This window comes from Leifsonia sp. 21MFCrub1.1, assembly GCF_900107895.1.
Taxonomy (GTDB): domain Bacteria; phylum Actinomycetota; class Actinomycetes; order Actinomycetales; family Microbacteriaceae; genus Leifsonia; species Leifsonia soli.
In genome coordinates this window covers 1,987,122-2,012,761 of sequence record NZ_LT629867.1, presented here as the reverse complement: position 1 = coordinate 2,012,761, position 25,640 = coordinate 1,987,122, and the positions used below count along the sequence as shown (strand labels likewise).

At 71.9% G+C, this 25,640-nt stretch carries 30 protein-coding genes, 2 tRNA genes and 1 riboswitch; of the genes, 21 read left to right on the top strand and 11 right to left on the bottom strand.

The genetic code is table 11. From position 1 onward, the window contains the following. Positions 1–10 precede the first annotated feature (10 nt). The 4 genes from BLW09_RS09575 to BLW09_RS09560 are packed head-to-tail and all read left to right on the top strand — an operon-like array spanning position 11 to position 2,632. A complete protein-coding gene (locus BLW09_RS09575) occupies positions 11–583 on the top strand; it encodes a GNAT family N-acetyltransferase (RefSeq protein WP_089911617.1) in 573 nt (190 codons plus the stop codon). Positions 584–587: 4 nt separating this feature from the next. Further along, positions 588–1,142 carry a YbaK/EbsC family protein gene (locus tag BLW09_RS09570; RefSeq protein WP_089911614.1) on the top strand — a complete coding sequence of 185 codons (555 nt, stop codon included), beginning with the start codon at positions 588–590 and terminating at the stop codon, positions 1,140–1,142. A gap of 10 nt (positions 1,143–1,152) precedes the next feature. Next, the gene (locus BLW09_RS09565; protein ID WP_089911611.1) at positions 1,153–2,073 is read left to right on the top strand and encodes an oxygenase MpaB family protein; all 921 of its coding nucleotides are present in this window, start codon (positions 1,153–1,155) and stop codon (positions 2,071–2,073) included. Between the two features lie 46 nt (positions 2,074–2,119). Next, a complete protein-coding gene (locus BLW09_RS09560) occupies positions 2,120–2,632 on the top strand; it encodes a PaaI family thioesterase (RefSeq protein ID WP_089911609.1) in 513 nt (170 codons plus the stop codon). A 15-nt stretch (positions 2,633–2,647) separates the two neighbouring features. On the opposite strand, the gene BLW09_RS09555 is transcribed toward BLW09_RS09560, so the two are convergent. Together BLW09_RS09555 and BLW09_RS09550 are read right to left on the bottom strand one after the other, a co-directional pair. After that, on the bottom strand, positions 2,648–4,393 hold the full coding sequence (locus tag BLW09_RS09555; RefSeq protein WP_089911605.1) for a long-chain-fatty-acid--CoA ligase: 1,746 nt from the start codon (positions 4,391–4,393) through the stop codon (positions 2,648–2,650). 10 nt (positions 4,394–4,403) lie between these two features. Continuing rightward, positions 4,404–5,066 carry an SDR family oxidoreductase gene (locus BLW09_RS09550; RefSeq protein WP_089911601.1) on the bottom strand — a complete coding sequence of 221 codons (663 nt, stop codon included), beginning with the start codon at positions 5,064–5,066 and terminating at the stop codon, positions 4,404–4,406. A gap of 98 nt (positions 5,067–5,164) precedes the next feature. Here BLW09_RS09550 and BLW09_RS09545 point away from each other — a divergent pair, with 98 nt between their 5' ends. The 4 genes from BLW09_RS09545 to BLW09_RS09530 all read left to right on the top strand — a co-directional run bounded on the left by BLW09_RS09545 (position 5,165) and on the right by BLW09_RS09530 (position 7,536). Continuing rightward, complete coding sequence (locus BLW09_RS09545) at positions 5,165–5,467, top strand: DUF6412 domain-containing protein (RefSeq protein WP_089911599.1); 303 nt, start codon at positions 5,165–5,167, stop codon at positions 5,465–5,467. 90 nt (positions 5,468–5,557) lie between these two features. Next, a complete protein-coding gene (locus BLW09_RS09540; protein WP_089911597.1) occupies positions 5,558–6,331 on the top strand; it encodes a YidC/Oxa1 family membrane protein insertase in 774 nt (257 codons plus the stop codon). A 150-nt stretch (positions 6,332–6,481) separates the two neighbouring features. After that, complete coding sequence (locus BLW09_RS09535; protein ID WP_231946759.1) at positions 6,482–6,730, top strand: hypothetical protein; 249 nt, start codon at positions 6,482–6,484, stop codon at positions 6,728–6,730. A 77-nt stretch (positions 6,731–6,807) separates the two neighbouring features. Beyond that, the gene (locus BLW09_RS09530) at positions 6,808–7,536 is read left to right on the top strand and encodes a hypothetical protein (protein ID WP_089911593.1); all 729 of its coding nucleotides are present in this window, start codon (positions 6,808–6,810) and stop codon (positions 7,534–7,536) included. 126 nt (positions 7,537–7,662) lie between these two features. On the opposite strand, the gene BLW09_RS09525 is transcribed toward BLW09_RS09530, so the two are convergent. Then, the gene (locus BLW09_RS09525) at positions 7,663–8,667 is read right to left on the bottom strand and encodes an aldo/keto reductase family protein (RefSeq protein WP_089916769.1); all 1,005 of its coding nucleotides are present in this window, start codon (positions 8,665–8,667) and stop codon (positions 7,663–7,665) included. A gap of 57 nt (positions 8,668–8,724) precedes the next feature. On the opposite strand from BLW09_RS09525, the gene dinB reads away from it, so the two are divergent. The 7 genes from dinB (at position 8,725) to BLW09_RS09490 (ending at position 14,354) form a co-directional block, all read left to right on the top strand. Further along, positions 8,725–9,999 carry a DNA polymerase IV gene (gene dinB, locus BLW09_RS09520; protein WP_231946758.1) on the top strand — a complete coding sequence of 425 codons (1,275 nt, stop codon included), beginning with the start codon at positions 8,725–8,727 and terminating at the stop codon, positions 9,997–9,999. Positions 10,000–10,042: 43 nt separating this feature from the next. Next, positions 10,043–10,375 (top strand): GerW family sporulation protein, encoded by a 333-nt coding sequence (locus BLW09_RS09515; RefSeq protein WP_089911587.1) that lies wholly within the window; start codon positions 10,043–10,045, stop codon positions 10,373–10,375. Positions 10,376–10,407: 32 nt separating this feature from the next. Then, a riboswitch (TPP riboswitch) is annotated at positions 10,408–10,518 on the top strand. A 34-nt stretch (positions 10,519–10,552) separates the two neighbouring features. Further along, positions 10,553–11,179 (top strand): ECF transporter S component, encoded by a 627-nt coding sequence (locus tag BLW09_RS09510; RefSeq protein WP_089911584.1) that lies wholly within the window; start codon positions 10,553–10,555, stop codon positions 11,177–11,179. 5 nt (positions 11,180–11,184) lie between these two features. After that, entirely contained in the window at positions 11,185–12,687 is a 1,503-nt protein-coding gene (locus tag BLW09_RS09505) for an ABC transporter ATP-binding protein (RefSeq protein ID WP_172824193.1), read from the top strand. Continuing rightward, positions 12,684–13,463, top strand: a complete 780-nt coding sequence (locus tag BLW09_RS09500) for an energy-coupling factor transporter transmembrane component T family protein (protein ID WP_089911581.1) — start codon at positions 12,684–12,686, stop codon at positions 13,461–13,463. The genes BLW09_RS09505 and BLW09_RS09500 overlap by 4 nt, the downstream gene beginning before the upstream one ends. Continuing rightward, positions 13,447–14,079: an ATP-binding protein gene (locus BLW09_RS09495; RefSeq protein ID WP_089911579.1), complete on the top strand. Its 633-nt coding sequence runs from the start codon at positions 13,447–13,449 to the stop codon at positions 14,077–14,079. Before BLW09_RS09500 ends, BLW09_RS09495 begins: the two co-directional genes overlap by 17 nt. Next, on the top strand, positions 14,076–14,354 hold the full coding sequence (locus BLW09_RS09490; RefSeq protein ID WP_089911576.1) for a hypothetical protein: 279 nt from the start codon (positions 14,076–14,078) through the stop codon (positions 14,352–14,354). The genes BLW09_RS09495 and BLW09_RS09490 overlap by 4 nt, the downstream gene beginning before the upstream one ends. Before the next feature lie 33 nt (positions 14,355–14,387). Here the strand turns inward: BLW09_RS09490 and BLW09_RS09485 are convergent, their stop codons facing one another. The 4 genes from BLW09_RS09485 to BLW09_RS09470 all read right to left on the bottom strand — a co-directional run bounded on the left by BLW09_RS09485 (position 14,388) and on the right by BLW09_RS09470 (position 18,243). Next, entirely contained in the window at positions 14,388–14,741 is a 354-nt protein-coding gene (locus BLW09_RS09485) for a metallopeptidase family protein (RefSeq protein ID WP_089911573.1), read from the bottom strand. 7 nt (positions 14,742–14,748) lie between these two features. Further along, complete coding sequence (locus tag BLW09_RS09480) at positions 14,749–15,810, bottom strand: hypothetical protein (protein WP_089911570.1); 1,062 nt, start codon at positions 15,808–15,810, stop codon at positions 14,749–14,751. Between the two features lie 47 nt (positions 15,811–15,857). Next, the gene (locus tag BLW09_RS09475; protein ID WP_089911568.1) at positions 15,858–16,637 is read right to left on the bottom strand and encodes a hypothetical protein; all 780 of its coding nucleotides are present in this window, start codon (positions 16,635–16,637) and stop codon (positions 15,858–15,860) included. Between the two features lie 340 nt (positions 16,638–16,977). Beyond that, on the bottom strand, positions 16,978–18,243 hold the full coding sequence (locus tag BLW09_RS09470) for an MFS transporter (RefSeq protein WP_089911565.1): 1,266 nt from the start codon (positions 18,241–18,243) through the stop codon (positions 16,978–16,980). Between the two features lie 73 nt (positions 18,244–18,316). Between BLW09_RS09470 and BLW09_RS09465 the strand changes: the two genes are divergently transcribed. After that, positions 18,317–18,898 (top strand): ArsR/SmtB family transcription factor, encoded by a 582-nt coding sequence (locus BLW09_RS09465; RefSeq protein WP_089911562.1) that lies wholly within the window; start codon positions 18,317–18,319, stop codon positions 18,896–18,898. Here BLW09_RS09465 and BLW09_RS09460 read toward each other — a convergent pair. After that, on the bottom strand, positions 18,895–19,197 hold the full coding sequence (locus tag BLW09_RS09460; protein WP_089911559.1) for a thioredoxin family protein: 303 nt from the start codon (positions 19,195–19,197) through the stop codon (positions 18,895–18,897). The two genes, BLW09_RS09465 and BLW09_RS09460, sit on opposite strands and share 4 nt — an antisense overlap. 95 nt (positions 19,198–19,292) lie before the next feature. Between BLW09_RS09460 and BLW09_RS09455 the strand changes: the two genes are divergently transcribed. The 3 genes from BLW09_RS09455 to BLW09_RS09445 all read left to right on the top strand — a co-directional run bounded on the left by BLW09_RS09455 (position 19,293) and on the right by BLW09_RS09445 (position 20,895). After that, entirely contained in the window at positions 19,293–20,138 is an 846-nt protein-coding gene (locus BLW09_RS09455; RefSeq protein ID WP_089911554.1) for an SGNH/GDSL hydrolase family protein, read from the top strand. A 9-nt stretch (positions 20,139–20,147) separates the two neighbouring features. Further along, on the top strand, positions 20,148–20,771 hold the full coding sequence (gene orn / locus BLW09_RS09450) for an oligoribonuclease (RefSeq protein ID WP_089911550.1): 624 nt from the start codon (positions 20,148–20,150) through the stop codon (positions 20,769–20,771). Positions 20,772–20,819: 48 nt separating this feature from the next. Continuing rightward, a tRNA-His gene (locus BLW09_RS09445) sits at positions 20,820–20,895 on the top strand. A gap of 129 nt (positions 20,896–21,024) precedes the next feature. Here the strand turns inward: BLW09_RS09445 and BLW09_RS09440 are convergent. Then, positions 21,025–21,097, bottom strand: a tRNA-Arg gene (locus BLW09_RS09440). Positions 21,098–21,136: 39 nt separating this feature from the next. Next, positions 21,137–22,441: an MFS transporter gene (locus tag BLW09_RS09435; RefSeq protein ID WP_089916762.1), complete on the bottom strand. Its 1,305-nt coding sequence runs from the start codon at positions 22,439–22,441 to the stop codon at positions 21,137–21,139. Positions 22,442–22,603: 162 nt separating this feature from the next. On the opposite strand from BLW09_RS09435, the gene BLW09_RS09430 reads away from it, so the two are divergent. Next, on the top strand, positions 22,604–23,458 hold the full coding sequence (locus BLW09_RS09430; protein WP_172824192.1) for a LysR substrate-binding domain-containing protein: 855 nt from the start codon (positions 22,604–22,606) through the stop codon (positions 23,456–23,458). Between the two features lie 6 nt (positions 23,459–23,464). On the opposite strand, the gene BLW09_RS09425 is transcribed toward BLW09_RS09430, so the two are convergent. Beyond that, positions 23,465–24,682: a cation:proton antiporter gene (locus tag BLW09_RS09425; protein WP_089911545.1), complete on the bottom strand. Its 1,218-nt coding sequence runs from the start codon at positions 24,680–24,682 to the stop codon at positions 23,465–23,467. A 98-nt stretch (positions 24,683–24,780) separates the two neighbouring features. Between BLW09_RS09425 and nadE the strand changes: the two genes are divergently transcribed. Next, on the top strand, positions 24,781–25,620 hold the full coding sequence (gene nadE, locus BLW09_RS09420) for an ammonia-dependent NAD(+) synthetase (RefSeq protein ID WP_089911542.1): 840 nt from the start codon (positions 24,781–24,783) through the stop codon (positions 25,618–25,620). The last annotated feature ends 20 nt before the right edge of the window (positions 25,621–25,640 follow it).

Below are 25,640 nucleotides of genomic sequence, written 5' to 3'. Positions count from 1 at the left end.
CCCGCCGCCCGTGGGGAGCATCCTCGTCGAGCGTGTGACGGAGGAGAGCGCGGAGGCCGACGCCGCCGCGCTCTCCTCCGTGCTCGCGGCGACGGTGGCGGCCGGAGCGAGCGTCGGCTGGATCACGGCGCCGTCGGGGGCGGAGGCCACGGACTGGTGGCGGGCGCTGTTCGCCGACCCCGATGCGGCCAGCTGGGTCGCCCGCGGCGAGGACGGCCGTGCGATCGGCACCGTCACCCTGCTGCGCTCCCCGAAGCCGAACGGCTCCCACCGTGGCGAGGTGATCAAGCTGATGGTGCATCCCGCCGCCCGCGGGCGCGGCGTCGCACCTGCGCTGATGGCGGAGCTCGAACGGCACGCGGTGGAGACGGGATTGACCCTGCTCGTGCTCGACACCGAGACCGGCAGCCGGGCCGAGGCGCTGTACCGGCGATGGGGCTGGGACGCGGCCGGCAGCATCCCGGATTTCGCCGTCAGCCCGTCGGGCGTGCTGCACGGCACCACCGTCATGTACAAGCGGCTGGGCCGCGGCGGCGACGGACCCGAGCTGTTTGCGGACTCCCAGGCGGCGCGGGCAGAGTAGGCGCATGGGCGTCTTCACTCTCGGCGGTCTGACCTCCGCACCGGCTTCCTCCCGCACCGACCTGCTCGCGCCGCCGACGCTCGCAGCGCTCGACGCGCTCGGCTGGCTGGACGAGGTGGGCGTCGTCGAGATCGACCCCGACGTGTCCGACACCGCGGCGACGCGCGACGAGTTCGGGCTGGATGCGGGGGATCTGGCCAACTGCGTCGTGGTCGCGGGCAAGCGCGAGGGCGTCGAGCGGATCGCCGCGTGCGTCGTGCTCTCCACCACCCGCGCGGACGTCAACAACACGGTCAAGCGGCTGCTCGACGTGCGCAAAGCATCCTTCCTGCCGATGGAGCGGGCCGTCGAGCTGACCGGCATGGAGTACGGCGGCATCACGCCCATCGGTCTGCCCGTCGGCTGGCCGGTGCTCGTCGACGCCCGCGTGATCGATGACGGTGTCGTGATCATCGGCTCCGGCGTCCGACGCTCGAAGCTCCTCCTCCCCGGCCGGCTGCTCGGCGAGCTGCCCGACGCGCGGGTGATCGACGGCCTCGGGCTCGAGATCCCGGGATGAGCGGGCCCGCATGACCGGAGCCGCCGTCGAACGGGTGCTCGCGCCTGTCCGTTCCCGTCTGGTCGAGACGCTCGCCGGGCGGTCGGACGAGGTGCCCGCGTGGATCCTGCGGCTGGAGGACGGCGAGGACGCGGGCTACTTCGGTCCGGGCAGCGCCGCGTGGGCGGTCGACGGCGGAATGCCGACGCTGGTCGCGGGTGTCCGCGCCCTGCTGCTGCAGGCTCTGCACCCGGGCGCGCTGGCCGGGGTGCGCGACTTCTCCCGCTACCGGGAGGACCCGCTCGGCCGGCTGGCCGGCACCATCCAGTGGATCCACACCGTCACCTTCGGCAGCCGCGGCCAGGCCGTCGCCGGCTCGGAGATGGTCCGCTCCCTGCACCGTCGCGTCACCGGCCGCTACGTCGACGGGCACGGCGTGGAACGGCCGTACTCGGCCAACGACCCGGACCTCGCCCGCTGGGTCCATCTCGCCTTCACCGACGCCTTCCTGACGGCGCACGAGAACTGGGGCGGGCCCATCCCCGGTGGCGCCGACGGCTACGTCGCCGAGTGGGCGACGGCGGCGGAGCTCATGGGGGTACCCGACGCTCCGCGTTCGGCCGCAGCGCTGCGTGCCGAGATCGACGCCGTCACCGATGCGGGGGAGCTGCGCGGCGGCCCGGAGGTCGAGGAGATCGTCCGCTTCATCCGGCGGGCGCCGCTGCGCCGGATGCTGCGGCCGTCGTACCGCATCGTCTTCCGCGCTGCGGTGTCGACGCTGGAGCCGCGGCACCGCGACCTGCTCGGGTTGCCGGCCACGGCGGCCGAAACCGTGCTGCCGCTGCACGGAGCGACTTCCGCCGTGCTCGCCGGAGCGCGCACGCTGCTGGGCCCGCAGACGCAGGCCGAGCTCGCCGCTCGGCGGCGGCTCACCCGGCTCGCGGGCGCCTGAATCGAGAGCGCTGACCGGGGACCATCGCGCGTGCGAGGATGACGGCATGCACGACGCCGGCACGGACCAGACCCGCACCCGCACCGTCCACTGGGAGGACCCGGCACCGGGCGTCGCCCGGATGCCCACGATGACCGGCCTGGAGTACCTCCGGTCGATGCTGCGCGGCGAGCTGCCGCCTCCTCCGATCACCGAGCTGATGCGGATGACGCTGGTCGCCGCCGACCCGGGCACCGCCACGTTCACGTGCGAACCCGACGAGTCGCACTACAACCCGATCGGCACGGTCCACGGCGGGTTCGTGTGCACGGTGCTCGACTCCGCTCTGGGGTGCGCCGTGCAGACGACACTGCCGCAGGGGCAGGGCTACACGTCCATCCAGATCACCGTCAACTACCTGCGCCCGGTGCACGCCGGGACGGGTCCGCTGACCTGCACCGCGACCGTGACGAAGCCCGGCAACCGCGTCGCCTTCGCCGACGGTGTGATCACCGATGCCGCGGGAAAGACGGTCGCGACGGCGACCGGATCTCTGCTGGTCTTCCCGATCGGCGACTGACCCGGCCCGCGCCTGCTACTGAGGCCGTGCGGCGAGCAGCTGGTCGCGCACCTTGCGGCGGATGACCTTGCCGACGATGGAGCGCGGCAGCTCGTCCACCTGCACGACGTGCTTCGGCACCTTGTACGGCGTGAGGCAGTCGCGGCCGAACGCCCGGATGGCCTCCTCGTCGAAGGAGGCGCCCGGCTCCATCACGACGGCGGCGACCACGTCCTCGCCGCCGCGGCGGTGGGGGAGGCCGACCACGGCGACGTCGGCGACGCCCGGGAAGGAGCGCAGAGCGTCCTCCACCTCGGTCGGCGACACATTGAAGCCACCGGTGACGATGAGCTCCTTGATGCGGTCGACGATGCGGACGAAGCCGTCCTCATCCATCGTCACGATGTCTCCGGTGCGGAACCAGCCGTCCTCCGAGAAGACCTTCGCGGTCTCGTCAGGCTTCCGCCAGTAGCCCGAGAACACCTGCGGACCGCGGGCGAGCAGCTCGCCCTCCTCGCCGAACGCCCGGTCGACCGAGGGGTCGTCCGGGTCCGCGACGCGCAGCTCGGTGCTCGGCAGGGGCAGGCCCACCGTGCCCTCGCGCCTGGTCGCTCCGACCGGGTTGGCCATGAGCACGGGCGAGCACTCCGAGAGGCCGTAGCCCTCCACGAGGTAGCCGCCGGTCTCGTGCTCCCAGAGGTCCACGATGCCCTGCGGCAGGCTCATCGCGCCCGAGATGGCGATCTGGATGCCGGAGAGCGACACCTTCCGCTTCTCCGCCGCCTGCACCAGCCGCTCGTAGATCGGAGGGACCGCGGGGAGGAACGTCGCCGGGTGCTTCTTCACCACATCCAGCACCAGGTCCGGGTCGAACTTGGGGAACAGCACCAGGCGTGCTCCCATGCTCATGGCGAAGGTGAGGCAGAGCGTGAGCCCGTAGGCGTGGAACAGCGGGAGCACCGCGTAGACGACCGACGTGCCCCGCTCGATGGTCGGCACCCAGGCGCGCGACTGCGCCGCGTTCACATTCAGGTTGCCGTGGCTGAGCATGGCGCCCTTCGGCAGGCCCGTGGTGCCGGACGTGTACTGGATGAGCGCCAGGTCGTCGCTCTCCGGGCGCGGGGAGGTCTTCGCGATGCGGCGGGAGGCGACCAGCGAGTCCCAGGCGATCGTTCCCGACGCCTTCGCGGTCAGCTGCTCGCGCGCCGCGCGCGCGGCCGGGACGGGCAGCCGCAGGGCGAACCGCTTGGCGGCCGGCATGGCGCGGGTGAGGTCGACCGAGATGATCGTGGTGACCCCGAGGTCGGCCGGGAGGTCCTGCACGGTCGCGGCCACCTTGTCCCAGACGATCGCGACGGTCGCGCCGTGGTCCTCGAACTGGTGGCGGAGCTCGCGCGGCGTGTACAGCGGGTTGTGCTCGACCACCACCGCGCCCAGACGCAGCACGGCGTAGAACGCCGCGACGTGCTGGGGGCAGTTCGGCAGCACCAGGGCGACCCGGTCTCCCTTCGAGACGCCGAGCTTCCTGAGCCCCTCTGCGGCGCGCTCGATCTGGTCGCCCAGCTCGGCGTAGGTCGTCGTCGCGCCGAAGAACTCGAGTGCGACGTGCTTTCCGTACGTCTTGACCGACGCGTCGATGAGGTGCGACAGCGATCCGGCCGGCACCTCCACCTCGGCGGGAACCCCCGGCGCGTAGCCGGCGATCCAGGGCTTCGAGTCGTACGGCGGGTGGTCGGCGCCTGCGGTCGCGGCTCCGTCGCTGGTGGCGCTGTCGGTGGTCACGGCGGCAAGCCTACGCGGAGGCGACCTGCGCCCGCACGGCGTCCACGATCGGGGTGTCGCCCCCGATGACCTCCCACTGGCGCCCGATCGACCCCGGCTCGTCGAGCACGGCGGCGATGAGGGCGGCGACGTCCTCGCGGGCGATGCTGCCGCGCGGCACGCTGTCGCCGAGCGTGATGCGCCCCGTGCCCTCGTCGGTGGTCAGCCCGCCGGGGCGGAGGATGGTCCAGTCGAGCCCGGAGTCGCGGAGTGCGGCGTCGGCGTCGCGCTTGGCCTCGACGTACGCCTTCCACACCGGGTCGGCGTCGTCGACCGGGGCGTCGACGCCCCAGGCCGAGACCTGCACGAACCGGCGGATGCCGGCCGCTGCGGCTGCCTGCTGCGCCTTCACCGACCCGCCGTAGTCGACGGTGCGCTTCCGCTCGATGCCCGAGCCGGCACCGGCGCCCGCGGTGAAGACGACGGCGTCGCAGCCGCTGATCGCCGCAGCGAGCGCGTCGGCGTCCGCCTTCTCGATGTCGACGAGGGCACCGAGGCCGCCGAGCCGGTAGACGTCCTCAGCATGCTCGTCGTTGCGGACGACGCCGACGAAGTCGTCACCGCGGTCGTAGAGCACCCGCATGAGCTGCTGGGCGACTTTTCCGTGGGCTCCGATGATCGCGACTCGAGTCATGACCCCATCCTTCCACCGAGTGTCGACGGGATGCGACACGCGTCCGCCTCGCGCGAACGCTCTCGGCGTTCCGGACGTGCTCTGTTACGGTCGACTCCATGACCGCCCTGCTCGAGCTTCTCGGACGTACTCTCGCGTCCGTGCTCGGCGTGGTCGGCGGCGGCAGCCCCGCCGGAGTCGTGGCGCTGGCCGGTGTCGCGGGCGCTCTCGGTCTCGTGGCCGTCGTCGCCGCGGCGGCGCTGCGGTCGGTGGCGGCTCTCGCCGCCTCCCTGCGGGTGCGCTCCGCGTGGTCCCGGCCGATCCTCCCGGTCGCCGGGTGGCTCGCCGAGAGCCAGTCGGCTCCGGACGCCGACGGCCGGCCGCGCCCCAGAGCGCCCGGCATCGCCCTGCCGGTCGCGTAGCCGCACCCCGGATCCCGCCACCCGGCGGACGGAGGCGCCCGCGCGACCAGACGCGTCCACGTCCGTCCGAATCGCAGGGATCACACCATCATGGACTTCTACTCCTGGCCGCCGATCGCGGCCCTCCTCGACGGGGCGTACGGCCTCGTCACCGCCCTCTCCGACGCCGTCGAACCGATCGCCGGGACGGCCGCCGGTCTCGTCGCCGTCGTCGTCCTGACGCTGCTCGTCCGCGTCGTCCTCATCCCCGTCGGTGTCAGCCAGGTGCGCGCCGAGTACCACCGGCGGCGCATCGCACCCCGGCTCGCCGAGCTGCAGAGGCGCCACGCGGGCGACCGCGAGACCCTCGCGCAGAAGACGATGGAGCTGTACCGGGAGGAGCAGGTGTCGCCGTTCGCCGGGATGCTGCCGCTGCTCGCCCAGATCCCCGTCGTGACGCTGCTGTACGCCGTGTTCACCCATCCCACCATCGCCGGTCACGCCAACGCGCTGCTCGGCGAGCACGCCTTCGGGGCGCCGCTCGGCACCAGCTTCGTCGGCCTGACGGGAGCCGCGGCCGGCGTCTGGCCCGCGATGCTCGTCTACCTGGGCGTCCTCGCCCTGATCGCCATCGTGACCACCGTCTCCCGCCGGGTGCTGACGCTGCCGCAGCCGGAGGGGTCAACGGCGCCGACCGGGATGCTCCGTGCGCTCTCGTTCCTGCCGTACGTGACCGTGGTGTTCGCGGCGTTCGTCCCGCTCGCGGCCGCCGTCTACATCCTCACGTCCACCACCTGGACCGTCGCAGAACGGTGGACGCTGCGCCGCCTCCTCGATCCGGCCCGGCGAGCTGGCGGGTCCGCACGGCCGACGACGTCGCACTGAGCCGATCCAGTGCAGACCCTGGGGCGGCGCTGAGGCCCCCCACAGCCGCGGGGTGGCAGCATGGACCGCATGTGGAGACGCGCATCCGGTGACCGATCGACGGCAGGCAGGGGGCCGGAGACCTCCGGGAGCCGGGGACCCGGCCTCGGCGTGGGCGTCCAGGTGTACGTGCGGGAGCACGAGCCGGCGACGTCGGACGACTGGGTCGGCGAGCCGACCGGCGTGATCGTCGCGCCCGGCGACCGCGGCCTGCGCAACGTCTACGGTCCGCAGGACGGGCTGACGACGTGGACGGTGTCCTTCTTCGAGCCCCAGCACCGCCGCGACGGACGCGGGCCGTACGAGACCGCGGTCATCCCGGCGTCGCTGCTGGTCGCCGAAGAGCCCTACGACCGCTGATCGTGCCATCCCGGCCCGCGGCTGAACCGGTTCGGCACCCCCTACCTCCCGGCGCGCCGCGAACCTACAATGTCGGCATGTTCGTCGAGGGCACCCTTCGATGGCAGGTCACGGAGGACTGCCCGTGGGACCTGCTCGTCGCCCTCGCCGTGCGCGAGCTCGCCGGCCTCGACGGCCGAGTGGAGCCGGCGCTTCCGCGGGTCGAACCGGCGGTGGTCCCTGTGCTCCAGGCGCGGCGCACGGAGACGGCGGACGGGCGGGGGACGTCCGCGCCCGTGCGGCGCGCCCGGCCGGCTCCCGTCATCCACCCCGCTCGCCCTGCCGGACGCCCCGAATCGCCGGCGGCCGACCCCGGGGGACCGGGGGATGACCGCATCGCGGCCCTGGCCCGGCAGTGGGAGGCGTGGTTCGAGGTCGCGGCCGACCGTCACCGCCGCCTGACGGCTCCGCTGCTGCGGCCCCCGCACTTCGCGGCGTTCGACCGGGTCATCGAGCTGCAGGACGCGGTGATCGCGCACTTCGATGCGGCGGCAGGCTGGGCGACGGCGCGGCACGCCGAATACCTGGCGGACAGCGCGGAGCACCACGCCCGGCGCGCCGCCGACATCGTGGATGTCGTGCGGGAGCGCGAGCACGAACTCCGGCGCCAGGCCGGGTACTTCCGGCTCGACATCGACGTGCTGCCGCTCGCCGAGAAGGGGACGTGGATCGTCGGGCCGCACACCGTGGTGGTCAGCGCGTCGCTGCGGAACGACTCCGTCGCGTTCCGCGACTGGCTGCGCCCCCTGGTCGCCGCCCTCGTCTGACGTCCCTCCCCGCCGAGTCGCGACACCATGTCACCACTCGACGGGGATTCCGACAACGACTCAGGACTCGACGGCCTGGCGGGCAGGCGGCCAGAGGGGAGGGGGAGGGGCGGGGCGAGGGCTGGGTCAGGCGGGGCGACGGGCCGGGGAGGCGGTGAGCGCCGGGTCGGTCTGGGCCACGTCCCCGACGGCCTCGTCGATGCGGCCCATGATGTCGCCGGAGAGCCGGATGCCGGCGGCCGCGGCGTTCGACCGCACCTGCTCCGGGCGCGACGCGCCGACGATCGCGCCGGACACGTTCTGGTTCTGCAGCACCCACGCGACGGCGAGCTGCGCCATGGTGATGCCGAGCTCGTCCGCGATCGGCTGGAGCCCCTGGACGGCGGTCAGCACCTCATCGCGCAGGAAGCCGCGGATGGCGTCGGCGCCGCCCTTCGTGTCGGCCGCGCGGCTGCCCTCCGGCGCCTGCTGTCCGGGACGGTACTTGCCGGTGAGCACGCCCTGGGCGACGGGCGACCAGACGATCTGCGAGATCCCCAGCTCGCCCGAGGTCGGGACGACCTGCTTCTCGATGACCCGCCACAGCATCGAGTACTGCGGCTGGTTCGAGATCAGCTGGATGTCGAGCTCCTTCGCGAGCGCGTGTCCCGCCCGCAGCTGGTCGGCCGTCCACTCGCTGACGCCGATGTAGAGGGCCTTGCCGGAGCGGACGACGTCGGCGAAGGCCTGCATCGTCTCCTCCAGCGGGGTCTCGTGGTCGTACCGGTGAGCCTGGTACAGGTCCACGTAGTCGGTTCCGAGGCGCTGCAGCGACCCGTCGATCGACTCGAGGATGTGCTTGCGCGAGAGCCCGACGTCGTTGTGGCCCTTCGGCCCGGTCGGCCAGTACACCTTGGTGAAGATCTCGAGAGAGGCGCGGCGCTGGTTCTTGAGGGCGTCGCCGAGCACCTGCTCCGCCACCGTGTTGGCGTACGCGTCCGCCGTGTCGAACGTGGTGATGCCCGCGTCGAGGGCGGCGTGGACGCACTCGGTCGCCGTGTCGTTCTCCACCTGCGAGCCGTGGGTGAGCCAGTTGCCGTAGATGATCTCGGAGATCTTGAGTCCGCTGTTGCCGAGGTACCTGAATTCCATGAGCCCAACGTATCCCCGTTCGTCGCGGGTGTCGGCGGAGGGTGAGAAGCTGGAGTCGTGGGACGAGCGGATGGCAGCCAGCGCCAGGTGAGCGCGTCCGACGTCGACGACTCCGAGTCCGCCATCCTGCATGTCGACATGGATGCGTTCTTCGCCTCCGTCGAGCTGCTGGAGCGTCCCGACGCGCGCGGCAAGCCGGCGATCGTCGGGCACGCCGGGGGCCGTGGCGTCGTCACGAGCGCGACCTACGAGGCGCGGCGGTACGGCGTCCGCAGCGCGATGCCGATGTCGCAGGCGCTGCGGCTGTGCCCGAACGCGATCATCCTGCCGCCGCACTACGAGCGCTACACCGAGTACTCGGCCAAGGTGATGGAGATCTTCCGCGAGGTCACACCGCTGGTCGAGCCGCTCAGCATCGACGAGGCGTTCCTGGACGTGTCCGGCGCGCGCCGCCTCCTCGGCTCCCCGCGCCGCATCGCGGAGCTGATCCGCTCGCGCGTGTGGGAGGAGACCGGCCTGACGTGCTCGGTCGGGGTGGCCGCGACCAAGTTCATGGCGAAGCTCGCCTCGGGCCGTGCAAAGCCGGACGGCCTCCTGGTCATCCCGCGCGCAGAGACGCTCACGTTCCTCCGGCCGCTCCCGGTCGGCGCGCTCTGGGGTGTCGGCGCCAGCACGCAGGCGTCGCTCGAGCGGATGGGTCTGCTGACGGTGGGCGACCTGGCGGACGCCCCGCTGCACGTGCTGCAGAAGGCGGTCGGCGATGCGGGCGGACGAAAGCTCCACGACCTCGCGAACGGGCGGGATGCGCGCCGCATCGTCACCGAGTCGCGTGAGAAGAGCATCGGCCACGAGAACACCTTCGGGACGGACGTCGGCGACCTCGACACGCTCCGCCGCGAGTTCCTGCGCCTGTCCGGCCGGGTCGGCGAGCGCCTCCGCACGCACGCGATGATCGCCCGGACGATGTCGATCAAGGTGCGGTTCTCCGACTTCCGCACGATCACCCGGTCGCGGACGCTGGCCGAGCCGACCAACGTCGGCAGACGGTTGTTCGAGGAGGCATGGGATGTGTTCGGCGCCCTGAACCTCGACGTCCGGCAGACCCCGCTCCGGCTCATCGGCGTCCGTGCCGAGCAGCTGCTCGACGCGGGCGGCGACGCCGTCGCACTGTGGGATCCGGACGAGGAGTGGCGGGAGACCGAGCGCACCCTCGACGCCGTGAGCGCGCGGTTCGGCCGCGGGATGATCGGCCCGGCCTCGCTGGTGCGCCGCGCGCGCGACGCGGACGAGGAGGAGCGCGACGGCCGGAACCCCCGGTACGTCAGCGACTGAACGGGCCTGGCAACGCCGGAGGGCGGGGGCTACGGTGGCTACCATGACGAACATCTCGCTCCAGCTCGCGGAGACCCTCAGTGCCTCCGGAATCAAATCGGTCTACGGCGAGCCGGTCGTCGTCGACGGGACGACCATCGTCCCGGTCGCGGCCGTGCAGTTCGGGTTCGGCGCAGGCAACGTCGGCGATGGCGGCGACGACGCCCCGGGCGGCGGTGGCGGCGGTGGCTGGGCCGTGCCCTTCGGCGCGTACGTCTCCGACGAGACCGGGGTCCGCTTCCGGCCCAACCTGATCACGCTGCTGGCCGTCGGCATCCCCTTCCTCTGGGTGGCGGGACACGCCTGGTCGCGGGTGATCCGCGCGCTCAAGAAGTAGCGACGAGCGCTGCGCCCCCGGCGGACTAGTATGGGGGCGAACACGGGAGTCCGGTGAGCCGGGCTGAGAGGAGACTTCTCCAAGTCTCGACCGTCGAACCTGATCTGGGTCATGCCAGCGCAGGGAGGCCATCTCACATCCCGTGCCCTGTTTTCGCTGAATGAAAGGGCACGTCCAGTGCATGCAACCATCACGTCCTCGTCCACCGGCGCGCGGTCGCGCGTCCTCCGCTGGCGCGTCGTCGACATCGTCGTCGCCAGCGTCGTCGCCGTCGCGTCCGGCGTCGTCTTCTGGGTCTGGGGTGTCGTCCAGAACCCGATGTCCGGTCCCGTCGGGGCCGCCCTGCCCGGGTACCAGGGCATCCTCAACGGCCCCTGGCTGTTCGCCGGTGTGCTCGTCGCCCTCATCGTCCGGAAGCCGGGGGCAGCTCTGTTCGGCGAGGTCGTCGCCGCGACCGTCTCCGCGCTGATCGGCACGCAGTGGGGCTTCGCTACCCTGCTCTCCGGTCTGGTGCAGGGGCTCGGCGCCGAGATCGTGTTCGCGCTGTTCCTCTACGCGAATTGGCGCCTCGTCCCCGCTCTGCTCGCGGGCGCCGGGGCCGGCATCGCCGAGTCGATCCTCGACCTGCTGTACTGGTACCCGGGCTCGAAGCCGGAGTTCGCGATCACCTACGCGATCACCACGACGATCTCGGGCATCGTGTTCGCCGGTCTCGGATCGTGGCTGCTGGTCCGCGCCCTCGCCGCGACCGGGGCGCTCAGCCGCTTCGCCGCCGGCCGCGAGTCGCGGATGTCCCGGGCCTGACGGCCATGGAGTCAGGACGGACCGGCCCGGCCGCCGTCCGCGTCGACGGCTGGGGCTGGCGCTACGAAGGACGCGACGGCTGGGGCGCCCGCGGCGTGGATCTGCACATCGAGCCGGGGGAGCGCGTGCTGCTGCTCGGAGCCTCCGGTGCGGGCAAGAGCACGCTGCTCGCCGGTCTCGCCGGTGTGCTCGGCGGCGACGACGACGGCGAGGCCGAAGGGTCGCTGACCGTCGCGGGACGCCCTCCCGCGTCTGCGCGGGGGACCGCCGGGCTACTGCTGCAGGACCCGGACGCCCAGGTCATCCTCGCGCGTGTCGGCGACGACGTCGCCTTCGCGTGCGAGAACCTCGGCGTGCCGCGGGAGGAGCTGTGGCGCCGTGTCCGGCGCGCGCTCATCGACGTCGGGCTCGACGTTCCGCTCGACCGGTCCACGAGCCGGCTCTCCGGCGGTCAGAAGCAGCGTCTGGCGCTGGCGGGGCTGCTCGCCATGCAGCCCGGGCTGCTGCTGCTCGACGAGCCGACGGCGAACCTCGATCCGGACGGGGTGCTGGAGGTGCGGGATGCCGTCCGGTCGGCTCTCGACGCCACCGGTGCGACCCTGGTCGTCGTCGAGCACCGCGTCGCGGTGTGGCGCGACCTGGTGTCCCGGGTCATCGTGCTCGGCGCGGACGGCGGCGTGCTGGCCGACGGTGAGCCCGGCCGGGTTCTCGCGGACACCGCGGGCGAGCTGCGGCGCGCCGGCGTCTGGCTGCCCGGCACGCCCGTCCCGCGGTCGCCGGCCGTCGCCGATGGCGCGCCTCTGCTGACGGCCCGGTCGCTGGTGTTCGGCCGCGGACCGGCGGTGACGCGCCGTCGGAAGCGCGGGCGTCCTCCGGTCGGGGTCCCGGTCGGCCGTCCGGTCGACGCCGACGTGCGCGAGGGTTCCGCTCTGGCGCTGACCGGCGCGAACGGCGCGGGCAAGTCGACCCTCGCGCTGACCATCGGCGGCCTCCTCCCGCCGCTCGGCGGGGCGCTCGTCGCCGAGCCGGCGCTGGCGGCCGGGGCTTCGGCCGATCCCTCGGTCTGGCGCTCGCGCGAGCTCCTGACGCGGGTCGGGAGCGTCTTCCAGAATCCCGAGCACCAGTTCATCGCCTCCACCGTCCGGGAGGAGCTCGCCGCCGGACCCCGGGCTCTCCGGCTTCCCGACGGAGACGTCGAGCGTCGCGTCGACGAGCTGCTCGACCGCCTGGCGCTGACGGAACTCGCCGAGGCCAACCCGTTCACGCTGTCCGGCGGCCAGAAGCGACGGCTGTCCGTCGGGACGGCGCTGGCGACCCGCCCGCGCCTGCTGGTGCTGGACGAGCCCACGTTCGGGCAGGACGCCCGCACCTGGGACGGCCTGGTGCGGACGATCGCCGAGCTGCGCGGCGACGGCCATGCCATCGTGGCCGCGACGCACGACGCGGAGTTCATCGAGGCGGTGGGGGCGGCGCGGCTCACCCTTGACGCTGCGGAGGTGCGGGCATGAGCCTCGTCCAGCCGCTCCGCACCGGTCCGCTCGCGACGCTCAACCCGGTCGCGAAGCTCGGCGCCGCCTTCATCGTCACGCTCGCCCTGCTGCTCTCGATCGACCCGGTGTCGGCGGGCGTCGCCCTCGTCCTGGAGCTCGTCCTGCTGACGCTCGCGCGCATCCCGCTGCGGACCATCGTCACCCGCACCGCCCCGGTCTGGATCGCCGCGCCGCTCGCCGGGCTGACCACAGTGCTCTACGGCCAGACCTCCGGGACGGTCTACGTCCAGTGGTGGGCGGTGGAGATCAGCGACGGCTCGATCGCCCTCGGCGTCGCCACCGCTCTGCGCGTGCTCGCCATCGGGCTGCCCGCGGTGCTGCTGTTCATCACGATCGACCCGACCGACCTGGCGGATGGATTGGCGCAGCTGGTACGGCTTCCCGCGCGTTTCGTGATCGGCGGGCTCGCCGCTCTCCGTCTGGTCGGCCTGTTCGCGGAGGACTGGCGCGCGCTGACGCTGGCACGCCGTGCTCGCGGCGTCGCGGAGACGGGCGCGGTGCGGCGCTTCCTCGGCCAGTCGTTCGCCCTGTTCGTTCTCTCCCTCCGGCGCGGCACGAAGCTGGCGACCGCGATGGAGGCGCGCGGTTTCGGCGCCCCCGGCGCACGCACCTGGGCGCGCCCATCCGTGTTCCGCGGTCGCGACTGGGCGGCCCTCGGCGTTGCGGCACTGGTCGCGGCCGCCGCGATCGCGGCGGCCGTCGCAGTGGGGAGCTGGAATGCGCCGCTCAGCTGACGACCCGCTCGGGGCCCTCTGGTCGGCCGTGGGCCGGTCGGTCGCCGACGCCACCGCCGCGGGTCATACCCCGGTCATCCTGATCGACGGGCCGAGCGGTGCGGGCAAGAGCACCCTCGCCGACCTCCTGATCGCGCGCTGGCCGGCGGAGGGCCGGCCGCGGCTGGTGCGGATGGACGACCTCTACCCGGGATGGGACGGCCTCGACGCCGGAAGCGAGGCGCTCGGCCGCGACCTCCTCGAGCCGTTGCGTTCCATCGGCGCGGGCAGCTGGCAGCGCTGGAACTGGGCCGGGCGCCATCCGTCCGGGGTCGAGCTGGTCGCCGGCGGCGAGCCGCTCGTCGTCGAGGGTTGCGGCACGCTCTCCCGCCGGAATGTCGCCAGAGCGGACCTCGCCGTCTGGCTGGAGGCCGACGATGTGCTCCGCAAGGAACGCGCGCTCGCCCGCGACGGCGCGACCTTCGCGGCGGAGTGGGACCGCTGGCAGGCGCAGTTCGACCGGTTCGTGGCCAGGGAGCATCCTCGCGCGTCGGCGGGTCTCGTCCTGGATGTGTCCGGCCTCGACCTGCCCGGTGGCCTCACCGATGTGCCTGCGGGTACTACGGTGGAGTCATGACCGACGCACGCCAGGACCCCGAATACATCGTCGAGTACGCCGACGGCCCCCTCGCCGGCCAGACCGACCGCCGCTTCCTCGTGGACGGCAAGGTGGACGAGCGCATCGGCGTGATCGCCGCCGTGGAGGGGCTGGAGTCGACGTTCTGGTACGTCGCGGGCGACGAGCGCGAGGTCGAGGGCCAGAAGCTGGTGTCGTACCACTTCGACGCTCCGGACTCCGACCCTGTCGAGGCCGACCAGGAGGACGAGTCGATCTTCGGGTACGGGGCCTGACCCTCCGCTGACGCGGGCCGCCGGTTTCGCAGGCTAGGCCCAGCCCAGCTCGTGCAGACGCTCGTCGTCGATGCCGTAGAAGTGGGCGATCTCGTGCACGAGCGTGATGTGGATCTCGTCGCGCAGTTCGTCCTCGTCGGCGCTGATGGCGAGGAGCGGCTCCCGGTAGAGCACGATCCGGTCCGGCATCTCGCCGAAGCCGTACGTGTCGCGCTCGGTGAGCGCGACGCCGTCGTAGAGGCCGAGCAGGTCGAGGGAGCCGTCCTCCGGGCGGTCCTCGACGACGAACACGACGTTGTCGAGGCCGTCGACCATCTCGTCCGGCAGCAGGTCGAGTTCGTCCGTGACGATCGCCTCGAAGGCGTCGTGGTCGAGGTCCAGAGTCACCGGAGGCTCACCACGCCTCGGCGACGACGGCGTGCAGGTCGAGCAGCCCGGCCGTGCGCTCGCTCGGGCCGCGCCCGAACCCGCACTCGGTCGCCACGCCGAACCGGGGCTGTGCGGTCGCGGCCGCCCGAACCCGGCGGCGGGCGCCCTCCACGCCGTCCTCGTGGTGCAGAAGGCCCAGGTACAGTTCCGTCCCGTCGGGGACGACCACGTCCGCGAGCGGGGCGAAGTAGGCGGCGTCGTCCCGCTCGATCGGCACCGGGAGGTGCACCCACGTGACCGGGCGGGGAGCGGCGTCGAGCAGGCCGTCGAGCACCGCGGCGAGCCGTCCGGCGTCGGCCGGCTGCACGAAGTGCTGCTCCTCGACATCGCCGTAGCAGAGGTGGTAGCCCAGCTCGACATCCCCGGGCACGACGGCGGCCTGCCGGGCGGCGCGCTCGACGACGCCCGCGAGCACGTCGTCGCCGAACCACGACGGCATCCGGCCCTCGAGCAGCGCGAACTCGACGGCGGTGTCCCACTGGATCGCGAGATCGTCGTGCGGGATGCCGTCGAGGATGCGCTGCAGCTCGCCGAAGAGGGCCCGCTCGTACGCGGGTTCGACCGCGGCGCGGTCCTCCGGGACGACGAACGGCCCCACCACGCCGGCCGGCGTCGGCAGGGACACCTGGAACCGCACGCCGTTCGGGATGACGCCGTCCGCGCGGAGGCTCCGGAAGACGGCGTACGAGTCGAGCGCCGCCTCCGCGTAGCCGAGGTCGGGGAAGACGAGGTCGTCGGCCGAGACGCCCTCGTCCAGCTGGAACGGGCGCGGGTCGAAGACGCCGCGCAGCAGCGGCGCGTCGCCGGGCACACGGGAGAGGCCGCTCATGGTGTCGAGACGGCCGGTCTGGAACTGCACCCAGTAGAAGCGTTCGCCCACCTCGCCGTCCGGGATGCGGTGCATCCGGTCGCCGAGGTGGGCGCTCACCGTGCGGAGCACCGTCTCGGCATCGGGCAGGTTGACGCTGCCGACGAGATGGGCTCCACGGATGACGGGGGAGGAGGCGGGGGCGTGCTCGGTGCTCACTCGCGGGAGTCTACCGGCGCGCCGCTCCCGCCTCCGCTGCTCTCAGGTCAGTACCAGTTGACGGACTCCGAGTGTCCCCAGGCGGAGCAGGGCGTCCCGTAGCCGCGGGAGATGTAGTCGAGTCCCCACTTGATCTGGGTGGTGGCGTTGGTCGCCCAGTCGGACCCGAAGGTCGCCATCTTGCTTCCGGGAAGCGCCTGCGGGATGCCGGTGGCGCCGCTGCCGGAGTTCGAGGCCTGGTAGTTCCAGCCGGACTCGCGCTGCCAGAGCTTGTCGAGGCACTGGAACTGGTCGGCACCCCAGCCGTACTGGCTGGCGGCGATGCTGGCCGCGGTCGCCTTCGCTCCGGCGGGGGTGTTCGCGTTCGCGAGGGCGGCGGCCGCTGCTGCTGCGGCCTCGGCGGCGCGGCGGTCGGCCTCGGCTCCGGCCGCAGCCAGGGCGTCGGAGGCGGCCTGCGTCTCCACGATGCTGTCGCGGAGGGTGCCCTCGTCGAGCTTCGTGTATCCGCTCAGGCCGGCGATCGCGGTCTTCGCCGCCGACGCGTCGGCCTTGGCCTCGTTGGCGGCGACGGTGGCCTGGGCGCCGCTCAGTGTGGTCTTCGCCTCGCGCTCGAGACGGTCGCGCACGATCGAGTCGTAGACGGACAGCTGCTCGTGGCGCATCCCGGTGGCCTGGGAGAGCTCGCGGGTCTTCTGCTCGCTCTCCTGCTGCTGGGCCATCGCAGGGGCGAGGAGGCTGGCGCTGACCAGCACGGCGGCGGCGCCGGCGACGACGCGGCCGAAGGGGACGGGACTGTTCTTGAGGGTGGTACGGAGAGAACTCAGCATGCTTTTCCTGGATCGGGCTTCCCCGCCTGACGCGTGGCGACGCCGTGGGCGTGCACGCGACCGGACCAGGTGATGTCGGGTGGTCCTGCGGGCTGACGACCGCGAAGCACGCGCGGAAGCGCCCCGTGGACCCGTGGTCCGGAAGGCGCGGCATGCGACGCGGATGTGCCGGGCATGAAGAGCTGCGCGTCCAGGGCGACGCCGTCGGGCGTCTCAGGTGGGGGTTGGGGGCTGGATGCGCGCCTGCGCGGCACGGACGGCTTTCACTGCCGTCGACCATCGACCCTAGGCGCTGTTTCTGGACGGTTCGGGCATAGAGCCTGGCAAAGTCGTGTACGCGTCAACGACCTGACGTGGCGTCCCCGACGGCCTGCTGCTCCTCTTTCTCGGCCGCCGACTCCGCGTCGTCCATGCGCCGATCCGTGATCCAGAGCATCGGGATGAGCTGGAGGACGACCAGGATCCCCATGACCAGGAACACCCAGCGCACGCCGAACAGCTGGCCGATGAGACCTCCGGCAAGCGCCCCCAGCGGCATCGTCCCCCAGGCGAGCAGCCGGTAGGCGCTGTTGAGCCGGCCGAGGAGGCGCGTGGGGGTCACACGCTGACGCAGGGAGACCGTGATCACGTTCCAGACCGAGACGGTGATGCCGCCGATCAGCATCCCGCCCGCGATGAGGAAGGGGTTCGCGGTGAAGAACGGGGTGGCGACGGTGAACAGCGAGCCGATGACGGTCAGCGTGAGGGCACGCGCCCGGCCGAGCAGCCGCTCCGCCGGCTCGGCGAGGAAGGTGCCGAGCACGCTCCCGATCGCCGAGGCCGTGAGCAGCAGGCCGTAGGCGGGATCGGTGAGCTTCATCGCGGACTGCGGGCCGACGGCGTAGAGCACGAAGACGGTGTACACGGCGGAGCTCGCGAAGTTGAAGACGCCGACCATGATCGCGAGGGTGCGCAGCAGCGTGCTCCTGCCCAGGAAACGCAGCCCCTCGGCGATGTCGGCGCGGATGGTCGTGCGCTCGGGGCGGTCGGCCCGGAATCGTCCGCGGAGCAGCAGCAGCATCCCGATCGCCGCCACCCAGAGCAGAACGGGCGTTCCGAAGGCGAGCGCGACCCCGGTCGCCACCAGGAACCCGCCGAGCGGCGGTCCGATGAATTCGTTCGCGGTGAGCTCGGCCGCGTACAGCCTCCCGTTCGCGCGGGAGAGCCGGTCGCGGGGGACGAGCTGCGGGAGGATCGACTGCGCCGACGTGTCGTAGACGGTCTCGGCGACCCCGATGCAGAGCGCCGCGGCGTACAGCATCCAGATGGATCCGATCCCGGTCAGGGTGGCGACCGTCAGGAACGCCAGGAAGAGCGCGCGCGCCGCGTTCGCGATGAGCATGAGCCGACGGCGGTCCAGCCGGTCGGCGAGCGCGCCGGCGGTCAGGGCGAAGAGGAGCCAGGGGAGGGTGAAGGCGAACGTCAGGCCGGCGATGAGGGCGGGGGAGTCGGTGTAGCGCACGGCGACGAGCGGCAGCGCGACCTTCATCACGCCGTCGGCGAGGTTGGAGAGGCTCGCCGATGTCCACAGCTTCGCGTAGCGTGCGCCGAGTCCGTTCGCGGTCATAGGGCAAGGGTCGCACACGGATTGAGAAAACTCAATCGATGATGGGAATCCAAATCCGGGCTAGAGTCGGACCGTGACCGACGAACGCCGCACCGACCCGGAGGCCAAGCGCCGCCCGGCGACTCCGCAGGAGCTCAAGGCGCTGTCGCACCCCCTGCGCGTGCGCATCGTGCGTCTCTGCGGCGACCGCGAGCTCACCAACAAGCAGCTCGCCGACCGGCTGGGCGTCGACCCGGGCACGGCCTACTATCACGTGCGCCAGCTCGTGGACGCCGGGTTCCTGGAGCCTGCGGAGGTGCGCACGGGGGAGACGGGTGCGCTCGAGAAGCCCTACCGGTCCACCGGGCGCACCTGGTGGCTGTCGGTGCCGCTCGAGGATCTCGATCTCAGCGAGGGCTTCGCGCCGGTGGACGCGTTCCAGCAGGAGCTCGCCGAGGCCGGTCCCGACTCCATCGCGACGTATGCGCGCTTCTCGCTGCACCTGTCGCCGGAGGACGTGGCCGAGCTCGACCGGCGGATCGTCGCGGTCATCGACGAGTTCGTCGAGACCGACGCCGAGCGGCGGCATCTTCCGGCGCACGGCGGGCTCTTCCTGCTGCACAGGACGGAGCCGGCTCACGGCGCCACGGGAGGAACCGCGCCCGCCGGCGACTAGAGCGCGGTGGCCGCCGCGGCCAGCACCTGCGCCAGGGTCGGGACGCCCTCCGCGCGGAAGACCTCGGTGCCGTCTGCGGCCTCGACGATCACCGTCGGGGTCGAGCGGATGCCGTCGCGCTCGGCGCGCTCCAGGTGGCGTGCCACATCCAGCTCGGTCACGACGATCCGCGGCGCGAGCCGTGTCGCCTCGGCCAGCACGGCGCGCGTCTGCATGCAGGGCTCGCAGAAGGCGGACGTGTAGAGGGTGAGCTGCGCCTTCCCGGTGACCTCCGGGACAACGGCCGGTGTCGTATCCACACCGTCAGTGTACGTCCGGGGAAATCGCGGCGACGATCCCGCGGAACCGGGCGTCCCGCCCACTCCCGGAAGGCCCGGACCAACAGAATCGTCCCGTGAGCCGAACGACCTTCACGCGCTACGTCGCCCTCGGAGACTCGCTCACCGAGGGTCTCTGCGACCGCGCCCCCGGGCAGCCGGACGCCTTCCTCGGCTGGGCCGACCGCCTGGCCGGCATCCTCGACGGCGACGCACGGCTCGCCGGCGCCTCGCTGGAGTTCGCCAACCTCGCCGTGCGCGGGCGGCGCATCGCGGACGTGGTGGATGCGCAGATCCCGCACGCGATCGACCTCCGGCCCGACCTCGTCTCCGTGATGATCGGGGGCAACGACCTGATGAGCCCCTCCGCGGATCCGGACGCGCTCGCCGGTCGCCTCGAAGCGGGCATCCGCGCCCTCCGGGCCTCCGGGACGACCGTCCTGCTCGCCAACATCTTCGACCCGCAGTTCGCGTTCTTCCTCAAGCCGTTCCGCGGGCGCGCCGCGGTGTTCAACGCGAACATCTGGAGCATCGCCCGGGACCAGCGTGCGATCGTGCTCGATGTGTGGGGCGTGCGGGAGTTCCGCGACCCGGCGATGTGGGCGTCCGACCGGGTGCATCTGAGCACGCGCGGCCACCGGCTGCTCGCGGCGCAGGCCGCCCATGCGCTCGGGGTCCCGTACGCGGAGGTGAGCAGGCCGCAGGCGGCGATCGCTCCGGAGGGCTCCGCGCCGGTCCCGCCCGACGCTGTGCCCTTCCGGACCTGGCTGCGCGTCTACGCCCTCCCGTGGATCGCGCGGCGCGTCCGCCACGTGTCGACGGGCGACGGGATGGGGCCCAAGCTGCCCGTGCCGCAGCGGGTCGAGTTCGGTGGCCTGTCCGGCGGTGTCGGCCTGTCCGGGGGTGTCGGGGGCCCGCATTAGACTCCTGTTATGGCTACTTCCTCGGATCGACTGGTCTGGATCGACTGCGAGATGACCGGCCTCGACCTCGAGGTCGACGAGCTGGTCGAGATCGCGGTGGTCATCACCGACTTCGAGCTGAACGTGCTCGACCCGGGCCTCAGCATCGTCATCAAGCCCGACGACTCGGCGCTCGCGAACATGGGCGAGTTCGTCCGGCAGATGCACACCACATCCGGCCTGATCGACGAGATCCCCGACGGCAAGAGCCTGGCCGAGGCCGAGTACGAGGTGCTCGAGTACGTGCTGAAGTTCGCACCGGCCGCCCGCACCGCCCCGCTCGCCGGCAACACCATCGGCACCGACCGCATGTTCCTGGCCAAGTACATGCCGCGTCTCGACAACCACCTGCACTACCGCAACGTCGACGTGTCGTCGATCAAGGAGCTCGCCCGCCGCTGGTTCCCGCGGATCTACTTCAACGCACCGGAGAAGAACGGCGGCCACCGGGCGCTCGCCGACATCCTGGAGTCGATCCGAGAGCTCGACTACTACCGCTCCGCCGCGTTCGTCGCCCCGCCCGGGCCCACCACCGAGGACACCCAGGCGCTGGCCGCGGGTGTGGTGGAAAAATGGGCTCCCCGGATGTACTAGAATCGATGAGTTGCTTCGGTCGGTCCGCGTGATCGGCGAGGCGCCGTGGTGGGTATAGCTCAGTTGGTAGAGCGCCTGGTTGTGGTCCAGGAGGTCGCGGGTTCAAGCCCCGTTACTCACCCCACACAAAGGGCCGGACTCCGAGAGTCCGGCCCTTTTCGCATCCCCGCCGCCCACCGACGAGTCCGCAAACTTTGCACGCTCAGCGTGCCGACAGCGTGCAAAGTTTGTGTACTCGGCAGTGGGGAGGGGGTGCCCCCGGCAGGAATCGAACCTGCGACCAAGAGATTAGAAGGCTCCTGCTCTATCCGCTGAGCTACGGGGGCGACGACTCCACGATACCGGAGCCGTTCCCGAGCTCCGCGTCAGAGCGTCTGGCCGGTCTTGCCCGCGCGGTTGACGATCGCGATCACCGGGCGGCGACCGCGGAGGCCGAAGCGGAGGCGGAGGCTGGCCTGCCGGGCGATGAGCACGGCGATGACCGCGGCGGCCGCGGCGGGCACGAGCCCGGAGATCGCCATGGCGATGTGCGGACCGACCTGCTCCACGATCCATCCCATCAGCGGGCCGCCGATGGCCTGCCCGCCGAGCAGCACGAGGATGTAGAGCGAGATGACGCGTCCGCGGATCTGCACGTTGGACGACATCTGCACCAGCGAGTTGGCGGCCGTGATGAAGAGGAGGTTCCCGACTCCGACGGCGACCAGCAGGAGGCCGAAGGCGAGCTCGCCCGGAGCGAACCCGGCCAGTGCCTGCACGACGCCGAGGGCCGCAGCCGTGCCGACCACCATCGACAGCCGGACGCTGGTGCGGCGCGTCGACGCGAGCGCACCCGCGAGGGCGCCCGCGGCGACGAGGGCGTTGAACATCCCGTACCCCTGAGCGCCGACGTGATAGACGTTGTTCGCGTACGCGGCGAGGAACACCGGCATGTTGAAGGCGAAGACGGCGACCACGGCGACCATGACGATCGTCCAGAAGATGACCGGCTTGCGGCGCACGTACCGCATCCCCTCGGCCAGCTGCCCCTTGCCGCGCGGCGCCGCCGGGGACGCGTGCAGTTCCGACCGCTTCAGCGTCGCCACCGCGAACACCACCGCCAGGCAGGCCACGGCGTTGATCGCGAACGACCATCCGCCGCCGACCGCGGTGATGAGGATGCCGCCGACGGCCGGCCCGATGAGCCCGCCGAGCTGGAAGATCGAGGAGTTGAGGCTGATCGCGTTGCGCAGGTACCGCGGTCCGACGAGCTCGTTCACGAACACCTGCCGTGCCGGGTTGTCCACGACGGTCACCAGCCCCAGGACGAACGAGATCGCGTAGACGTGCCAGACCTGGACCTCGCCGCTGAGCGTGAGCACGGCGAGCAGAGCTGCGAGCGCGGCCGCGCACGACTGCGTGATGACGAGCAGCCGCTGCTTCGAGTAGCGATCGGTGATGACGCCGCCCCACAGGCCGAACAGCAGCATCGGCGTGAACTGCATGAACACGGTCACGCCGACCGCTGCAACGCTCCCGGAGAGCTGGAGCACCAGCCAGTCCATCGCGATGCGCTGCATCCACACCGCCGTGTTGGCGACCAGGTTGCTCGCCGCGAACCGGCGGTAGTTGGGCACCCGCAGGGAGGCGAAGGTCTCGCGCCATGGCGGCCGGGTGGTGAGGACCGGCATGGGGCCGGTGGGCGGGGCCGCTGCGGGGGAGTGCGCCACGTGCGTGTTACCTCGATGTCATCGCTGGTTCCGTATGAAGTCTCCCTTCGAGGTTACGCACTCCAGGCTATTCTTGGAGCCGATCACGGCTATAAGTCCCATTGGCTTTTCGAATGGATGCGCATGTTCGACCCCGTTCTGCTCCAGACCTTCCTCGCCGTCGCCGACACGCGCAGCTTCACCAAGGCCGCCGGGCGGCTCGGCATCAGCCAGCCCACCGTGAGCCAGCACATCCGCAAGCTGGAGCAGGCGGCGAAGCGGCAGCTGATCGCCCGCGACACGCGTGAGGTGCGACTGACCGACAACGGGGATGCGATGGCCGGCTTCGCCCGCGCCATCCTGGCCGCGCATGCCGAGGCGGACAGCTACTTCAGCGGTTCGGCGATGCGCGGACGCCTGCGGTTCGGCGCTGCCGACGATCTCGCGATCACGACCCTCCCGCGCATCCTGCGCCACTTCCGCCAGCAGAATCCGCAGATCAACCTGGAGCTGACGGTCGACCAGTCCGGTCCGCTGCACCGCAAGCTGAAGGCCGGGCAGCTCGACCTCATCTTCATCAAGCAGACGCCGGGGACGACCGAGGGTGCGGTGGTGGCCACCGACGAGCTGGTGTGGATGGGGCAGGAGAAGACCGTGCTCGACCCGGACGGGCCCGTCCCGCTCATCTCGTACCAGGGCCCGAGCCTCAGCCGTCAGGCCGCCATCGACGCCCTGGAGGCCTCCGGGCGCACCTGGCGGATCACCTGCAACACGCGTGAGGTGAACGGGGTGCTGGCGGCGGTGCGCGCCGGGATCGGTGTCGCCGTCTTCCCGCGATCCCTCATCCCGACCGATCTGATCAAGGTGACGAACCGCTTCGGGCTGCCGGAGCTGGGCCATGTCGACTTCACGCTGCTGTCGAACCCCTCGGCCGCCCGGGAGCCGGTGGATGCGCTGACCACCGCGATCCTGGCGCGCGCGGTCAGCCGCGTCGCCTGAACCGGCTCACCCCTCGATCGGCACCGCGTCCGGATCGGACGGCCGGATGCCGCCGTCCGCCGACGATCTCCGCAGGATGAGGGCGATCAACGGGAAGAGCAGCACCGACAGCATCCCCGCTCCCACCAGGGCCGTCGCGGTGCCGACCGGGAGGTCGTGTTCGCGCACCCCGATCGCCGTCACCGCCACGATGATCGGGAGCCCCGTCGCACTGAACAGCGTGAGGGCGGCGCGGTCGCGGAACGTCGAACCGGGCGGGGCCGAGAACGAGGCGGGCACGCCGCGCAGGAGCAGCAGCAGGACGAGGAAGATCGGCAGCAGGATGAGCGCGCGCGGGTCTCCGAGCAGCGCCTTCAGGTCGAACCCGATGCCGGTGTTGATGAAGAAGACCGGCACGAGCACGCCGAACGCGACCGCCTCCAGCTTGCTCTCGATGTGGTGCGCGTCCTCCGGCTTCGCCCCGGAGAGCAGGATGCGGCAGAGCACCCCCGCCGCGAAAGCGCCGAGCAGCATGTCGAGCCCGAGCGCGATGCTGAGTCCGACGAGGGCCGCGATGACGCACACCACGAAGCGGACGGCGAACTGGCCGCTGGTGTGGAGCGTCGCCCGCACCAGGCGGTGGAAGCGCTCGTGGCCGCCGCGGGAGGCGACCCAGATCGCCGCACCGGAGATCACCGCGAAGCCGATGAGCACCAGGGCGGCCGCGAGCGGCTTGCGGCCGCTGAGGAACAGCGAGATCGCGAGCAGCGGGCCGAACTCGCCGACGGCGCCGATCGCGGTCACGACCCGGCCGAACGGCGTGTGCATCTCGCCGGCGTCGCGCAGCACCGGCATCAGCGTCCCGAGGGCGGTCGAGGTCAGCGCGATGCCGATGTAGACGCCGGGGACGATCGAGCCGGCGATGAGGGTGGCGAGCACGATCGCGACCACGAGTGAGAACAGCCAGCCGAGGGAGGCGCGGCGGATCGGCCGGCCCGCGATCGCCGGGAAGTCGATCTCGTTGCCCGCCATGAAGAACAGGAAGGCGAGGCCGAAGTTGGCGATCGCATCCAGCCCGGCCGTCTCCGGCACCCAGCCGAGGACGCTCGGGCCGATGATCAGGCCGAGGACGATCTCGAAGACGACCAGGGGGATCTTCACGAACCGGCCGATGGCGGTGGTGAGGAGCGCGGCGAGGACGCCGAGGAGGGGGACGAGCACGACGCTCGAGACGGCGGGTTCCATGCGCGCATGCTAGCGACCGCCGCACCGTTCGCGGCAGACCGTGCGCGGGGGAGTGGCGCGTTCACACGGGCGAAATCCGGCGGGGATAATCTGGCGTCATGCGCGAACTTCAGGCACAGATCATCGAAGAGCTGCACGTCCGTCCGGAGATCGACCCGGCCGCCGAGATCGAGCGGCGCGTCGGCTTCCTGGTGGACTACCTCCGGTCGACCGGTGCGGCCGGTTTCGTCCTCGGCGTCAGCGGCGGCCAGGACTCCAGCCTCGCCGGGCGACTCGCCCAGCTGGCGGTCGAGCGGCTCGCCGCAGAGGGCACCGACGCCGACTTCATCGCGGTGCGGCTCCCGTACGCGGTCCAGCGGGACGAAGAGGATGCGCAGCTGGCGCTGTCGTTCATCCAGCCGAAGAACTCGGTGGTCTTCAACATCCAGCGGGGCACGGACGGGGTGGAGGACGAGTACGCGGACGCGCTCGGCGAGCCCATGAGCGACTTCGTGAAGGGCAATGTGAAGGCGCGCATCCGCATGGTCGCGCAGTACGCCATCGCAGGCCAGCGCACGCTGCTCGTCATCGGCACCGACCACGCAGCGGAGGCCGTGACCGGCTTCTTCACCAAGTACGGCGACGGCGGGACGGACATCCTCCCGCTCAGCGGCCTCACCAAGCGGCAGGGCAAGCTGCTGCTCGCGCACCTCGGCGCACCCGCCCGGCTCTACGAGAAGGCGCCGACGGCCGACCTGCTCGACCTGAACCCCGGGCAGACCGACGAGGACAACCTGGGCCTGACGTACGCGGACATCGACGACTTCCTCGAGGGGAAGGACGTGGCGGACGAGGTCGCGGAGGCGCTGGAGGCGCGGTATCGCGCCACCGAGCACAAGCGTCAGCCCCCGGCGAGCATGTTCGACTCGTGGTGGGGCGAGGGAAGCTACAGCCGCTGATCCTCAGCGGGGGACGACGA